Source organism: Rossellomorea vietnamensis (assembly GCF_008180415.1).
In the GTDB taxonomy this organism is placed as follows: Bacteria; Bacillota; Bacilli; order Bacillales; family Bacillaceae_B; genus Rossellomorea; species Rossellomorea vietnamensis_C.
The window spans coordinates 21,642-36,598 of the sequence record NZ_VTEI01000017.1 but is presented as its reverse complement, the minus strand read 5'-3'; the positions used below and the strand labels follow the sequence as shown (position 1 = coordinate 36,598).

The window sequence follows — 14,957 nt, the reverse complement described above, 5'->3', positions numbered from 1 at the left end:
CAGGTTAAATAAATGGAGGACGAAATCTCATAGGATTTCGTCCTTCATTTATTTCTGGAGCCTTCTCAATAACAGAAACCGTAACTCTTTATTCAGATTGCTCTTTAAATGGTTATTTACTTTCTAATTCCTTCAATACAGTAAATAGGAAGTGGTAAATAAGCTGAAGATTTTTCCCAAGGGGTTCATTTTCATTAAAGCCATCGAGTTTGTCAATGGAAAGATTTAAATCAAATAATCCGTCTTTGTCATTCCACATAAGCTGAACTTTATCTTCTCCATGAAGTTTTTCTGACAGGGCGGCTTTCAGGTCGTTGGCCATTTTCTTTTGCAACTTTAATCCAGTAAGCGCGCTGTAATGTCCAAAAACATCGTCGACTTCCAGCGTCAATCCATCTATTCTGATGATTTCAAACCATTTGCTGTCGATGAAAAGAAACTCATGGATATTCCTCTTGACAAAGTTGACCGGGGTGTCAAGGAACTGAGGGGTTTCTTCTGTATGAATCAGTTCTTCGGTTTCCTTGTTGACTCTTTCAATCAGAGAGTCATGAAAACGAACCGCATCATCCAAAGGTTCAACTGTGATTTCACCTGACAGAATGCCGGTTTCAGATGCGAATATCCGTTCATCAGAAAACAAAGCAATCTTATTATCCTTCATTTCTTCTTCTATGTATGCTTTAAGTGATTTGGTCAGCATGTAAGGTCCTCCTAAATTCTATTCACTATTAGTTATATCATAACCTCAAGGATAATTCGTAAACTTTGATGTGGAAACTTAGTAAAAGTCAACCTAATCAAAAATAGTTAAAAACGTTAAAAAGGCTCGTGATTTAATTCACAAGCCCTGCTGTCTGGATTAGTAATATACTTGAGGACAGTCTTCCTGTGTAGGAGCAAAGAAACAGTGTGACTTGAACCTCCCTACGTTTCGCTGGTCGTACCAGGTTGGAGGGCAATCCCCTTCAGGCCTGAAAAACCACAGAGCATAAGAGGCGGGATGATACTTCCATCCCTTTATGACCTGTCTTGCCAGCCCAATATCTTTTTCTCTGGCCCTTTGAAAAAAGTACCCTTTAACTGTTGCTTCATAACCACCTGGACGTTGATAGACCATATCTTCAATGGTCCGGAGATCCTTGAAATCCAGACAGTTGGAAATCACCCTGTTGATCCCTACATTTCCTACCGTCAGCATTCCCAGCCGCCCGTCACCTTCCGCCTCTGCTCTCATAAGCCTTGCCAAAAGTTTCACATGCGCTTCTGGTGCTTTCACCACCGCCATATAAAACCATACCTCCTTTTGTAAAACCTACTACACATATATATTCAAAAGGAGTAAAATAGTGGCGATTATATTCAGGAGAGATTGTTTTGTGATGTAAGAAGTTTTTTAAAATTGGCCCTTATTCAAGCCATAAAGTTTCACCGATATCCAGCATCTTCAATTTTCTTTCATCCATATTTGTTCTTTCCCACTCAGCAAGCAGCCTTTCACGTGCTTCGGGTCCTGTATCATCAGCAAGGCGGTAAGCCCCGTAGTGCATAGGTATGAACAATTCACCATTCATTTCTGCGAAGGCTGTGACTGCATCTTCAGGGTTGATATGACTGTCCCTCATAAACCACTCGGGTTCATAGGCTCCGATCGGCATTAAAATAATTTGGGGCGAAAGTTTTTCAGCTATCTCCTTGAATCCCCTGAAATATCCTGTATCCCCGACAAAGTAAATTGACTTTCCACTCGTGCCAGGATTCAATACCCAGCCTCCCCAATGAGAAGTATTGGTATCGGTTATTGTCCTTTTAGTCCAATGCTGTGCAGGGACAAAGCGCATCGTAACTTCCTGTTCATCAAAGGAATCCCACCAATTGGCTTCAATCACATTTTTATAACCCCGCCTTAAAAAAGCGGACCTTAGACCATGTGGAACATAAAAGGTTGGGTCACCTTTCACCTTTTTGATAGTGGCAAAATCCAAATGATCATAATGTCCGTGAGAAATCAGCACAATATCAATTTCGGGTATATGCCCTAATTGAATCCCCGGGTCCGTCAATCGCTTTCCTGTGCCCATCCTTCTTGCCCAAACTGGATCAGTCAGTATGTTCAACCCATTTAACTGAATAAAAAAGGTGGAATGGCCTATCCAGGTAATAGAGTGGAGATTTCTGTTCCTTTGAAGCTTCTCCGCTTCCTTCTCCTCTGCTTGTGGAATCTGGGAAACGAGGTCTTTGGTTTTTGTCCGCCTCTCCTTCATCCACTTCATAAGTTCTCTGAACGTTTTAGTATTGCTGACATCATCTAAATTTTTATATCGTTTTTTTGGCATAAATTTACCTCGGTTTTTACTTTTATTATACTTCAGGCAATGGAATGCCTACAAAAAATTGAAACAGAGATTCCCAGTACAATGAAATTGCTAAGTACCGGGAATCTCTGTTGTTGTTTTATAGGCTTTTTGAAACTTCCCGAATTAACCTTGTAATCATGAGGAAAAATCGGACCCTTGGGTTTTTTTAACTCAAAATCTTTTTCAAACAACCTTATTTAAGTTCAGCCAGGGCTTCCTTATAATTTCCACTCAGAATCCCTTTTTCAGTGATGATGGCAGTGATATACTCATTCGGTGTTACGTCAAACGCCGGGTTATACACTTTCACCCCTTTTGCGGCAACTTCCACCCCGTTTAAATGCGTAACTTCATCTGAATTTCTTTCTTCAATCGGGATTTCATTTCCCGTTTCTATGGCCAAATCGATTGTCGATAACGGTGAAGCTACATAAAAAGGAATATTGAATGCCCTTGCCAGGATAGCCAGTCCGCGGGTCCCGATTTTATTAGCGGTATCACCATTGGCTGCAATCCGGTCTGCTCCTACTATGATAGCTGAGATATTTTTTTCGGCAATCGTATGGGCTGCCATATTATCGGTAATGAGAGTAACATCTATTCCTGCCTGCATCAACTCCCATACTGTTAGGCGGGCACCTTGGAGGACCGGTCTGGTTTCTGTTGCATAGACCTTTAATTCAACCCCTTTTTCTTTGGAAATATAAAAGGGAGCCAGTGCTGTCCCGTATCTTGCAGTGGCAATCCCGCCTGCGTTGCAGTGAGTGAGTACCGCATCTCCATGGGAAAACAATCCTGCAGCATGTTCCCCGATAGACCGGCAGACTCTCTCATCTTCTGTTGCAATTGCCCTAGCTTCCTCGATAAGAAGAGATTGACCTTCTTCCACAGTGGCTGCTCCGGAAAATCGTTTGAGCAGCCTGGCAAGTGCCCATGCCAGATTCACAGCGGTTGGACGGGAACTTTCCAAATAGCTCCTTTTCTCTTCTAATTCATAGTAAAACCCTAGGAAATTTTCTTTTCCCTTAAAGGATTTTGCCCATAAAGCCAGCCCAAATGCTGCTGTTATTCCGATGGCTGGAGCTCCCCGGACTTTCAAAGAATGTATGCTCTCCCACACATCTTCTATAGTTGTAAGCTTAATGAATTCTGTCTTGTGCGGAAGTTTCTGCTGGTCCAAAAGGAGGATATGGTCTCCCTTCCATTGCACAGACCGTATAGTTGTTGTCCCGGTTGTCATGTTCTTCCCCCTTAATATAATGCAAGTTGTTCAGGTGTTTTAATGATTTTTCTCTGAAGAACCAATCTTCTTCCCAAATCCAGCGCTTCGTGTTTTGCTTTTATACGCTGGGCAGTATCTTCTATTCCATCCAGATCGGCAACATGGGCCAAACCTATTGTACGGCGTATGATTTCACAACCTGCAAATCCGATTGAGTCTTCGAAAATTTCAGCTAGGATATGGTCGAGGTATCCGGCTATTGTGGAATAGGCCTCTTGATTATGTTCAAGCCAAAGCTTCGTAAATTCTGCTCTGAAAACGCTCCAAGTGTCTGATATAATGGCCAGCCTTGAAGCCTGTTCTGCCTTCGTCCGTGAAAGGGCATTAAGAAGGATGTTGGCAAAAAACTGGCCGATATCAAAACCTATGGGACCAAAGAAAGCAAACTCAGGATCAATGATCTTCGTATCCGATTGTGTTACAAAGATGCTGCCTGTATGAAGGTCCCCATGCAGAAGGGCATCTGCCTGTGTCAAAAACTTTCTTTTCAATTTGCCTACTTCGAGTTTCAGTATGTGATCCTGCCACAAACCTTCTGCTTTTTCCCTGAGCTGATCTTCAAAATCGTTGCTGTCACGGTCATAAAATGGGTCTGTAAACACCAAGTCCTCGGTGATTTTACAAAGTTCAGGGTTGATGAATTGACCGACAAGTTCTTTCTTTTCCCTTCCGTTCAAACCGAAATCTGATGTAAAGAAAAGAGTTTTGGCAAGGTAAGCTCCCACATGGTTTGCCAGCAGCGGATATGTCGATCCTTCATTCAATCCTTTTCTTAAAATCTTGTAATCAGATAAATCTTCCATGATGGTCACAGCAAGCTCGCTATCTGTATAGAATACTTTTGGAACAGACTCTGGAGTGAACTCACTATATTTTTTCAAAGCGCTGCTCTCGATTTGGGCCCGCTTAAGTGTCAGCGGCATGCTTTCACCAACCACTTTTGCGTAAGGAAGAGCCTGTTTAATAATAATCGATTTTTCATGAGATCTGCTGATGATCCTGAAAACGTAATTCAGGTTTCCGTCTCCAATCTCTGTACTGACAAGTTCTTCGTTCTCTGAAAAGAATCCCAGAGATTTTGCCAGCATTTTTGCAGTATTTTCAGTTAATGGGTAATAACCCGCTTGTTTTACGATGGCCATTTATATTCCTCCTTGTTTACAAGGCTTTTCAGCATAGTAAAAAGCCCCTTTCATTCAGAAAGAGGCTTGAAGACATTAAAAGGCTTCGCACCTCTTATCTGCCAGAAAGTTTCCTTTCTGTTGGAAGTAGCACCGTGCTGCTAGGTTGAACCTGCGTTTATAAAAAGCGCTCCAGTATATACTGGTCACAGTCGGTTGCTGGGCTTCATCGGGCCAAATCCCTCCGCCTACTCTTGATAAGAGAATGTCGTATTTGATTTTTCTAAACATTTTTATTATTACTGATGAACATTAAACTAGGTTTGTTATGAATTGTCAATAGTTTTTTTAGGGTGTTCATTTACTTTTGAGGAGAAGTATCGTTGAGACCTCCCCCCCATTCATCAATACAGCTCCGGCCTTCTATCCTGAAAAATCGGGATTTGTTTCCTCACTTGTTTCACTTTCTCTAAATCCAAGTCGGAAATGATGACTTCTTCTCCTTCACCAGCTTCGGCTATGATTTCCCCCCACGGATCTATGATCATCGAATGTCCGCCAAATTCATTATTGGGATCGCTTCCGCTCCGGTTGCACGCAACAACGTAGCATTGATTTTCGATTGCTCTTGCCAGCAGAAGTGTCCGCCAATGATTTACGCGCGCAAGCGGCCATTCAGCAGCGACATACAGTACTTCTGCCCCTCCCGCTGTATGGGTTCTCATCCATTCGGGAAATCGAATATCGTAACAAATGAACGCAGCTGAAGGAACACCTTCAATCGTGACCGCTCCGCTTGTGTTTCCTGCTGAGAGATAATGATGCTCGTCCATCAGTTTGAACAGGTGGACCTTACTGTACTCACCCAGGAGATTCCCGGATCGATCGAAAGAATAAAGTGTATTGGTGATATTCTCACCGCTTTTTTTAGCGACAGAACCACCGACGATATTGATGCTGTATTTTTGTGCTAAGCCGGAGAGAAATTCGATTGACTCTTTCCCTTCATCATCTGAGATCTCATCCAGCCTTGACAGGTCATAACCAGTTGTCCATAGCTCAGGAAGGACAACAACATCAAGCTTTTTTTCCTCCTCAAATAATTTCTGAAACTCCCGGGAAACATTTTTCCTGTTCTCTTCCGGTTTTCCATACTGTATATCAATCTGCAAGCATGCTATCCTTAAACCCATGATACTCCTCCTCGAAATATTCAAAAAATTGGCTGGACATTTTTTCATTAACCATATAACATAAGCTACTAGAATTTCAAGAATCTTTCAAAAGGAGCGTCTTATGAAATCTTTTAAACAGTCCAAAACCTTAGAAAATCTTCCTCAGCAGTTTTTTGCGAAACTCGTTAAAGACGTGAATAAAGTAACGTCAGAGGGCCATGATGTGATCAATTTAGCACAGGGAAATCCTGATCAGCCCACACCCGGGCATATTATAGAATCTGCACAAGAAGCAGTCGAGAATCCTCTGTTCCATAAGTATTCTCCTTTTCGCGGCTACCCTTTTTTCAAAGAAGCGGCTTCTGAATTTTATAAACGTGAATACAATGTAGATATTGATCCTGAAACAGAAGTAGCGGTACTGTTCGGTGGTAAAGCCGGTTTGATTGAAGTCAGCCAGTGCCTGCTGGATGAAGGAGATATCGCACTTGTGCCAGACCCAGGGTACCCAGATTATTGGTCTGGAATATCACTGGCAAAAGCAGAAATGGTCCCTATGCCTTTGCATGAGAAAAATGATTTCCTCCCTGATTATTCTCTAGTGGATAAAGGTTCATTAGCAGAAGCTAAACTGATGTTCCTGAACTATCCCAACAATCCTACCGGCGCTATCGCCACGGCTGACTTCTTCTCAGAAACAGTTGAGCTGGCAAAAGACAATAAGTTTTGCGTAGTCCATGACCTCGCTTACGGGGCAATCGGATTTGAAGGGGAAAAGCCACTAAGCTTTCTTCAAACGGAAGGTGCGAAGGATATTGGAATCGAGATTTATACTTTATCAAAGACATACAATATGGCAGGCTGGAGAGTAGGATTTGCTGTTGGTAACCCAAGTGTCATAGCAGCCTTGAACCTCCTGCAGGATCATCTTCACTGCAGCCTTTTTGGAGGGGTCCAAAAAGCGGCTGCCACCGCACTGACGTCCTCTCAGGAAAGTGTGAAAGACTTGGTCTCTTTGTATGAAAACCGACGGAATTTCTTGATGGAGCGGCTGCACGAAATTGGATGGGCAGCGCAAGCGCCAAAAGGGTCCTTCTTTGCATGGCTCCCTGTCCCTGAGGGTTTTACTTCAGAGTCGTTCTTCAAAGTATTGCTGGAGGAAGCGCATGTTGCAGTCGCACCCGGTACTGGATTCGGCGAGTACGGAGAAGGGTATGTCAGGGTAGGCCTCCTGCAGGATGAGGAAGTTCTTGCGGAAGCGGTAAGGAGGATTGGTGAGCTGGGGCTTTTTAAACAGTAGGCTTACGATCCTTCCTTCTCTGTCCAGCACTCTCTGATTCTCAAAATTGACGGAAAACTTACAAAAAGTGTTTGACAACAATTCAAACACGTGTCATAATCCATTTTGAATTACAACAAAATTTATACTATTCCTATTCTTATCAAGAGCAGGCGGAGGGACTGGCCCGATGATGCCCGGCAACCGACTTTAGAGCACGGTGCTAATTCTTGCAGCATATTTGCTGAGAGATAAGAGTTTATTTTTTACTGTAAAAAATAAAACCTCTTCCTCAGCGGGAAGAGGTTTTTTGAGGTTTAGGAAATTATAACATCACCCTCTGTTGATTACTTGCAGCTATATTATCCACGTCCAGCTTCAGCGCCTAGCCCCTCGGGGTCAAATAACCCTCAGAGAATAAAAGGAAAGAGCGCCTTTTTTCTCTGAGGAACATTTGCCTGTCGGGGCTGGTCAAGGCGCTTCCGCTTTTGTTTCGTCCAGCTGCAGCGCCTGAGGATCCGTACCCACTGGAACGGACTTAGCCCCTTGGGGTCAAATAACCCAAAGAGAATAAAAGGAAAGAGCGCCTTTTTTCTCTTTGGAACATTTGCCTGTCGGGGCTGATCAAGGCGCTTCCGCTTTTGTTTCGTCCAGCTTCAGCGCCTAGCCCCTCGGGGTCAAATAACCCTCAGAGAATAAAAGGAAAGAGCGCCTTTTTTCTCTGAGGAACATTTGCCTGTCGGGGCTGGTCAAGGCGCTTCCGCTTTTGTTTTTTGTACATACGTTTTGAAAGGAGCATCATTTATGACAAGTGTAACCGCGTCTTATATTGTCCATGGTTCGACGGACAACTTGGAAAAGAAAGCTGAAGGTATTGCTCTTGGGCTCACGGTCGGGTCATGGACGGACCTTTCCCATCTTGAACAGAAGCAGCTTCAGCGCCATAAAGGCCGTGTTGTGTCGGTAGAAGCCCTGGCGGAAAATAAAGGGCTTATCAAAATTTTTTATCCGGCAGCTAATTTCAGTACAGACCTCCCAGCCATTCTGACAACGGTATTTGGAAAACTGTCTCTTGATGGAAAAATCAAACTGGTGGATCTGCAGTTCTCTGATGAATTAAAGTCTGCTTTCCCAGGTCCTGCCTATGGGATTGATGGTATAAGGAGAATGCTCAATAAGTATGACACACCGCTCTTGATGAGCATCTTTAAGAGCGTAATTGGAAAAGAACTCGATTACTTTTCAACGCAGCTTAGAGACCAGGCACTTGGAGGTATCGACATAGTTAAAGATGATGAAATCCTGTTTGATAATCCCCTTACACCTTTTACTAAAAGAATATCAAAGGCAAAAAGTGTATTGGACGGTGTCTATGAAGAAACCGGCCATAGGACCATTTATGCCGTCAATCTGTCCGGAAAGACCTTTGATTTAAAAGATAAGGCCAAGCGCGCAAAAGAATCGGGAGCTGACCTCCTCCTCTTTAATGTTTTTGCCTATGGGCTGGATGTGCTTCAGGCAATTCGGGAAGATAATGAAATCGGACTGCCGGTCATGGCGCATCCAGCAGTCAGCGGAGCGTTCACATCTTCCCCTTATTATGGTTTTTCTCACAGGCTGCTTTTAGGAAAGCTCCTTCGGTATGCAGGGGCTGATTTATCACTCTTCCCTTCTCCTTATGGAAGTGTAGCGTTGGAAAGAAATTCAGCTTTAGGAATAGCAAGAGAATTAACATCCGAAGATTCCCGTATCAAGAAGGCTCTGCCGGTCCCTTCTGCCGGCATCCATCCAGGGTTGACGCCGCTCCTTTACAGAGATTTTGGCGTTGACTCTGTGATCAATGCAGGCGGAGGTGTCCATGGACACCCCCTTGGTGCAGCGGGTGGAGGAAAAGCGTTCAATCAGGCGATTCGTGCAGTAATGAGTGACATACCGCTAGAACTGGCAGCAATTGATCACCTTGAATTGAAACAAGCAATCGAGCTATGGGGAGTGAGCGAGGCAACGGTATGAAAAAGTTAAAAATCTACTGTGATTTCGATGGAACTATTACCACAACGGATAATATTATCTCCTTAATGAAACAATTTGCACCACCTGAATGGATATCTATAAAAGATGATATCCTGGCACAAAAAACTTCAATAAAAGAGGGTGTTGGCGAGATGTTTCGTCTTCTCCCCTCTTCTTCCAGGGCAAAGCTGATTGACTATTTGTTGGACACCCATCAGCTAAGGACGGGGTTCATTGATTTTATTGAATGGAGCAATCAGAACAACATTGATTTAAAGATTGTAAGCGGCGGAATCGATTTCTTTGTGGAACCTATTTTGGAGGGAATCGTTCCAAATGAAAAAATCTTTTGTAATAGCTCTGATTTTTCAGGGGATACCATCAGAATCACTTGGCCATATTCTTGTGACGAGCACTGCAGTAATGAATGCGGCTGCTGTAAAACAAGCATCATTCGAAACGACTCTGAAAAAGGTGATTATATCATTGTGATTGGTGATTCCATTACGGATCTTGAAGGAGCCAAGATGGCAGACCTCGTCCTTGCATGTGATGATTTCCTTGCCGGTAAATGTGAAGAATTGGGGTTGAATTACCTCTCTTTCGAAACATTCGATGAAGTAATATCCATTTTGAAAGAGATTAATAGAGAGGCTGGAACTTATGGGAAACTACCTTGCGAAGTGGAATGAATTAAGTGAAGTGAAAAGGGAATTGGCCGAGCGGGATTGGTTTTATGGGACCAGCGGAAACCTGTCTATCAAGGTGGACTCCTCCCCGCTCACCTTTTTAGTGACAGCAAGCGGCAAAGATAAACGCAAGACAACCTTAGAGGAATTTCTTTTGGTAGACCAGGATGGGAACCCTGCAGAACAAACTCATTTAAAGCCTTCAGCGGAGACCTTGCTGCATTCTGAAATCTACGGGAGGACTAACGCAGGCTGCTCCCTCCACATCCATACGGTCGATAACAATGTTATCTCCGAACTCTACGGAGATGCAGGGAAAGTGGTTTTTAAAGGGCAGGAGATTATCAAAGCATTCGGTCTGTGGGAGGAAGATGCTGAACTTCATCTGCCTATAATTCCAAATTATGCTGTTATCCCTCGTTTAGCCAGTGAGCTGATCCCTCATATTCAGGGAGACACCGGAGCCGTTTTGATCCGTAACCACGGTATTACAGTATGGGGCAAAAATGCCTTTGAAGCAAAAAAACATTTAGAAGCTTACGAGTTTCTATTTAATTATCATGTAAAACTACTGACTTTGCGCCAAGCTGCGCTTAACTAATAGGAGGAATCAGAATATGGCTGTTATTAAAGTAAGAAACACAAATGAAACGATTTCAGGTGAAGAAAACGTCCGTGAGTTTTTGGCGAAAGAAGAAGTTTTATATGAACATTGGGATATATCCAAACTTCCTGCAGAATTGCGGGACCGCTGCCAAATCACTGACGATGAAAAGCAAACGATCATTGATACTTTTAAAAGTGAAATTGAATCACTGGCAGAACGCCGAGGTTATGGCAGCTGGGATGTAGTGGCATTATCAGAATCAACCCCCGGCATTGAAGAGCTTCTGAAGAAATTCGAACAGGTGCATACCCACACGGAGGATGAAGTCCGTGCCATTACGGCAGGCCACGGGATTTTCATCATTAAAGGGAGCGATGAGACAGGATACTTCGATGTTGAATTGGAGCCTGGAGATGTCATCTCTGTCCCTGAAGGTAATCCCCATTTCTTTACACTGATGGAGGATAAACAAGTAGTGGCGGTACGCCTGTTTATTGAATCAGAAGGCTGGGTGGCTCATCCGTATAAGGATCCAGAATTTTCACAATCATAAATGGTATTATGGCCGGCGGACTATTGATCTGCTGGTTTTTATTTGGTTTATTGAAGAGCCGGTTGGTGGTGGCTGGACACATTCTATTGTCTCTAGAAATTCGCATGAGCACCTTAAAACCACTAACATAACAAAAAAGCCAGCAGATAAGTCTGCTGGCTTAAAATCAAAACGTCTTACCTAATTCTTTCGCACGGGCAATTCCATCTTCCTTAATTTCTTGTGCTTTTTCAGGCATTGCATTGTGGCCTTCGATGAACAACCCTTCGAAGGAAGGAACTCCAAAGAATTGCATGATTATGTCCAAATAGCGATGGCCCATTTCCATTTGAGCTGCAGGGCCCTCTGAGTAGATGCCGCCTCGTGCCTGTATGTGCAATGCTTTTTTGTCAGTAAGCAATCCGATTGGTCCCTCGGCTGTATACTTAAAAGCTTTACCTGCAACTGCCACAGAATCAATATAAGCCTTCATGACAGGCGGGAATGAAAAGTTCCAAAGAGGTGTAACAAAAACATATTTATCGGCTGAAACGAATTGTTCACTTAATTCAGACAGCCTTCCCACTTTTGCCTTTTCTTCTTGAGAAAGCTCTTCAAATCCTGATCCTTTTTGAAGTTTACCCCATCCTGCAAAAACATCCACATCTATTTGCGGAATATCCTCCGTGTAAAGATCTAGATGAATGACCTGGTCCGATGGGTTGGACCCTTTATAAGACTCCAGAAATGCTTTTCCGGCAGCCATGCTGAATGACTGCGTATCATCATGCGGGTGTGCTGTAATGTATAATACCTTTACCATACTGATCTTCCCTTCTAAGTAACTTGACACTTTAGTTTTACTTTTTATGTATTCGTTTATTCACCAATCCCATAGTCATTAAAGGAACAAATAATATTTACCCGGATATTCAAACATTAATCATCCAGTTTATAAAACGAACTAAAGTCTTATGAGGCATTCAAATTATTTATAGAATAGGTAATCAAGACTATCAGATACATAGTAGGGCGAAGCACACAGTTAGAAAAAGACTTTATTTCTAAATTGGTTTTATGTTCTGTTGGTTAATTGGCAGCCAGGTAATTATGTTTCTGCGTTGATGATTCGAATTCTTTGTATCATTAGCATAGGTTTCCCTACGCCTTCATAAGAGAACTAAGAACCAGCCTGAATATTTTGGTGCATTAAAAAGAAGCTGACTCATCGCCAGCTTCTTAATTGTACTTATTCCTGGCCATTTACCTCATATGGGTTTCCGCCAAGATTTTTACGTCCTTCAGGAGTTAAGACGAAAGGCTGTTCGCTTTGAGCAGTATTTACTGCCTCAGTTTCGTTTCTTAATGTTCCATCATAGTGCACGGGCTTGTTATCCATGAGAAATTCCTCCTGATAAAATAGTTGTATGTAGTGTTAACCCTAGCATACCATTTTACACATGATTTTTTCAGGGAATTATGGAAATTTTTTAGGAGGCCGCTGCTGGTTGTTTTTTAATTGAGGTTGATTTTTCACCAAAAACAAGTAAGAAATAAACAGCGCCGATGAAATAAATGCAGCCTGTTATGGCAAAAACAATGGAATATCCCCAATAAGACCCGTAGGCTGCTACAATATAGGTTGATACCGGCCCCATCGTTGCCCAGCCGATTGAAAAAGCCATTTGACTCAGGGAATTTGCAATTCCTTTTTTGTCATCCGGGACTTTCTTCATCATTAGAGCCATCTGTATGGGATTGCCTGCGTTCATAAGTGCCTGCCTGAATAAGAATCCAACTACCGCTAGATACAGGTTTGTCGTGATTCCGGTCAAAATCAAGAATGGCAGGGACGATAACTGAAGCAGCACTACTGCCTTCACTTCACCGATTTTATTGACAACAGCGGGACCGATGATCATCGCGATTGCCGTTGCACCCTGACCTAAAGATAAGATGAAGCCAATTGCAGAGTGAGAGGTTTGAAAGCGCTCGGCAAAATAAAGGTTGAGATAAGGCACAACAAGACCCGAGCCTATACCGATGATGAGCTGAGCCCCAACAAAAAGGAACACCAGTTTCCACTGCTTCCCCTTTCCTCTCCACTGGCTTTTCTCCAGTATCTTCTTTGGCTGTTTTCGCACGGACTCCTTCATTTTTAGGATCGGCAGTATTCCTGCCAAGTAAAGAAAACTACCCAAAATAAGAGTCAGACGAAGACTGGTAAGTGAATCAATCCCGAAAAGAGATAGAACGTCGGATAATAGCCCGCCAAAAAGATTACCGATGACATTCGCAGCCATCATGATGGCGAAATGCATGCTGAATAAGTGCACTCTTTCTTTTTCAGTAGAGTTTTCAGCAAGCCACGGTATCATTGAAACTTGAATGAAGGCCATGAACGCTCCGCTTCCAAATGCCAATATAATCAGAGTGGTTTCTCCTTCAAAGAAAGAACGTCCCAGTAGAGTGAGAGCTGCCAATACTGCTCCTAATGCCATAACCCTCTTTCTTCCCCATAAATCGCTTAAGAAGCCGGCGGGCACAAGGAAAATCGCCTGTGCCAGTGCAGTCATGGCAATAACGTTTCCATTGGTGAGCTCGCTGTACCCCAGATCCCTCAGATACAGATTATACAGGGTCATAAAGATCCCGAGGCCTATCTGTGTAAATAAATTAGCAGCTATGGCCATTTTGACGTTACGGTTATAGCTTTTATAATTAGTCCTGCATTCCAGAATATATGCTTTCATTGAAATTTCTCCGCCTCTATTCTTATTAATCCTTTTTTTAGGGTGTTAAAGACTCCTGTTGTTTTAAATGGGTATGTTGACTTCCATTCCAGGTGTACGACTCCGCGGGGCGGGCGGTGAGCCTCCTCGGCTTCGCCTGCGGGGTCTCACCTGTCCCGCTACTCCCGCAGGAGGTCGTACACCTTCCACTCCAGTCAACATTTGCGGAGGATCTGAGAATCCAATATAAACTGGCATATTAACTAACAGAGCCTTTAAAAAAAGCTGTTTTGGAATATATTGTGGCTTTTGGAAAAATCCTAAGAGCCGGATTTTTCCCCGTATACTAAAGGTTCTCTCTAAATCGCGGAGAACGGCTCTTTTCTTTTCAAATTTCCAGGTTATTCATGTGAATTGTGTTTTTTTTGGGGGATTATTATCAAATAGCAACAAAGTTTACGAAAAGAGCCTAAAAAAAAGAAAGTATAAGATTTTCAGATTGAAAATTAGACAGCGTTTTTGAATCCAGCTCCAGCGCCTAGCCCTCGGGGTCAAATAACCTCCGGAGAATAAAAGGAAAGAGCACCTTTTTTCTCCGGAGAACATTTGCCTGTCGGGGCTGATCAAGGCGCTTGCGCTTTTTTGTGCAATCCAGCTCCAGCGCCTAGCCCCTCGGGGTCAAATAACCTCCGGAGAATAAAAGGAAAGAGCACCTTTTTTTCTCCGTAGAACATTTGCCTGTCGGGGCTGATCAAGGCGCTTGCGCTTTTTTGTGCAATCCAGCTCCAGCGCCTAGCCCCTCGGGGTCAAATAACCTCCGGAGAATAAAAGGAAAGAGCACCTTTTTTCTCCGTAGAACATTTGCCTGTCGGGGCTGATCAAGGCGCTTGCGCTTTTTTGTGCAATCCAGCTCCAGCGCCTAGCCCCTCGGGGTCAAATAACCTCCGGAGAATAAAAGGAAAGAGCACCTTTTTTCTCCGGAGAACATTTGCCTGTCGGGGCTGATCAAGGCGCTTGCGCTTTTTTGTAATAAAACATTATTTCGGGAATAGAAACAATTTTTTTGAAGGATTCCCATTTTTTTAAAAAAACAGGGTATATAATTACCGGCGATATCACATAATCAATCTGGTTTTAACAGATACTACCGCAGAAAATGTAAGGAGGATG

14 protein-coding genes and 2 riboswitches are annotated in these 14,957 nt (G+C 43.2%); of the genes, 5 read left to right on the top strand and 9 right to left on the bottom strand.

Annotation, left to right across the window (positions count from 1 at the left end):
- Positions 1-112: 112 nt before the first annotated feature.
- From FZC78_RS20780 to FZC78_RS20755, 6 genes are all read right to left on the bottom strand, one after another.
- On the bottom strand, positions 113-703 hold the full coding sequence (locus FZC78_RS20780) for a branched-chain amino acid aminotransferase (protein WP_148942003.1): 591 nt from the start codon (positions 701-703) through the stop codon (positions 113-115).
- A 159-nt stretch (positions 704-862) separates the two neighbouring features.
- A complete protein-coding gene (locus tag FZC78_RS20775) occupies positions 863-1,288 on the bottom strand; it encodes a cell wall hydrolase (protein WP_148942002.1) in 426 nt (141 codons plus the stop codon).
- A gap of 121 nt (positions 1,289-1,409) precedes the next feature.
- Positions 1,410-2,336, bottom strand: coding sequence for an MBL fold metallo-hydrolase (locus tag FZC78_RS20770; protein ID WP_148942001.1), 927 nt, complete (start codon positions 2,334-2,336; stop codon positions 1,410-1,412).
- A gap of 214 nt (positions 2,337-2,550) precedes the next feature.
- Positions 2,551-3,597, bottom strand: coding sequence for an S-methyl-5-thioribose-1-phosphate isomerase (mtnA, locus tag FZC78_RS20765; protein WP_148942000.1), 1,047 nt, complete (start codon positions 3,595-3,597; stop codon positions 2,551-2,553).
- Positions 3,598-3,608: 11 nt separating this feature from the next.
- Positions 3,609-4,781 (bottom strand): S-methyl-5-thioribose kinase, encoded by a 1,173-nt coding sequence (gene mtnK / locus FZC78_RS20760; RefSeq protein ID WP_148941999.1) that lies wholly within the window; start codon positions 4,779-4,781, stop codon positions 3,609-3,611.
- 91 nt (positions 4,782-4,872) lie between these two features.
- Positions 4,873-5,024: riboswitch (SAM riboswitch) on the bottom strand.
- A gap of 140 nt (positions 5,025-5,164) precedes the next feature.
- Complete coding sequence (locus tag FZC78_RS20755) at positions 5,165-5,953, bottom strand: carbon-nitrogen family hydrolase (RefSeq protein ID WP_148941998.1); 789 nt, start codon at positions 5,951-5,953, stop codon at positions 5,165-5,167.
- Between the two features lie 103 nt (positions 5,954-6,056).
- Between FZC78_RS20755 and FZC78_RS20750 the strand changes: the two genes are divergently transcribed.
- From FZC78_RS20750 to FZC78_RS20720, 5 genes are all read left to right on the top strand, one after another.
- The gene (locus tag FZC78_RS20750) at positions 6,057-7,235 is read left to right on the top strand and encodes a pyridoxal phosphate-dependent aminotransferase (protein ID WP_148941997.1); all 1,179 of its coding nucleotides are present in this window, start codon (positions 6,057-6,059) and stop codon (positions 7,233-7,235) included.
- A 136-nt stretch (positions 7,236-7,371) separates the two neighbouring features.
- Positions 7,372-7,472: riboswitch (SAM riboswitch) on the top strand.
- A 546-nt stretch (positions 7,473-8,018) separates the two neighbouring features.
- Positions 8,019-9,227 (top strand): 2,3-diketo-5-methylthiopentyl-1-phosphate enolase, encoded by a 1,209-nt coding sequence (locus FZC78_RS20735; protein WP_148941996.1) that lies wholly within the window; start codon positions 8,019-8,021, stop codon positions 9,225-9,227.
- Positions 9,224-9,919: a 2-hydroxy-3-keto-5-methylthiopentenyl-1-phosphate phosphatase gene (locus tag FZC78_RS20730; protein WP_148941995.1), complete on the top strand. Its 696-nt coding sequence runs from the start codon at positions 9,224-9,226 to the stop codon at positions 9,917-9,919. The genes FZC78_RS20735 and FZC78_RS20730 overlap by 4 nt, the downstream gene beginning before the upstream one ends.
- A complete protein-coding gene (locus FZC78_RS20725; protein WP_148941994.1) occupies positions 9,891-10,517 on the top strand; it encodes a methylthioribulose 1-phosphate dehydratase in 627 nt (208 codons plus the stop codon). The genes FZC78_RS20730 and FZC78_RS20725 overlap by 29 nt, the downstream gene beginning before the upstream one ends.
- 16 nt (positions 10,518-10,533) lie before the next feature.
- A complete protein-coding gene (locus FZC78_RS20720; RefSeq protein ID WP_148941993.1) occupies positions 10,534-11,076 on the top strand; it encodes a 1,2-dihydroxy-3-keto-5-methylthiopentene dioxygenase in 543 nt (180 codons plus the stop codon).
- Between the two features lie 166 nt (positions 11,077-11,242).
- Here FZC78_RS20720 and FZC78_RS20715 read toward each other — a convergent pair whose 3' ends face one another.
- The 3 genes from FZC78_RS20715 to FZC78_RS20710 all read right to left on the bottom strand — a co-directional run bounded on the left by FZC78_RS20715 (position 11,243) and on the right by FZC78_RS20710 (position 13,808).
- Positions 11,243-11,878, bottom strand: coding sequence for an FMN-dependent NADH-azoreductase (locus tag FZC78_RS20715; protein ID WP_148941992.1), 636 nt, complete (start codon positions 11,876-11,878; stop codon positions 11,243-11,245).
- Positions 11,879-12,304: 426 nt separating this feature from the next.
- Positions 12,305-12,454 (bottom strand): hypothetical protein, encoded by a 150-nt coding sequence (locus FZC78_RS23930; protein ID WP_187445038.1) that lies wholly within the window; start codon positions 12,452-12,454, stop codon positions 12,305-12,307.
- Positions 12,455-12,545: 91 nt separating this feature from the next.
- Entirely contained in the window at positions 12,546-13,808 is a 1,263-nt protein-coding gene (locus FZC78_RS20710; RefSeq protein WP_148941991.1) for an MFS transporter, read from the bottom strand.
- Positions 13,809-14,957: the final 1,149 nt, after the last annotated feature.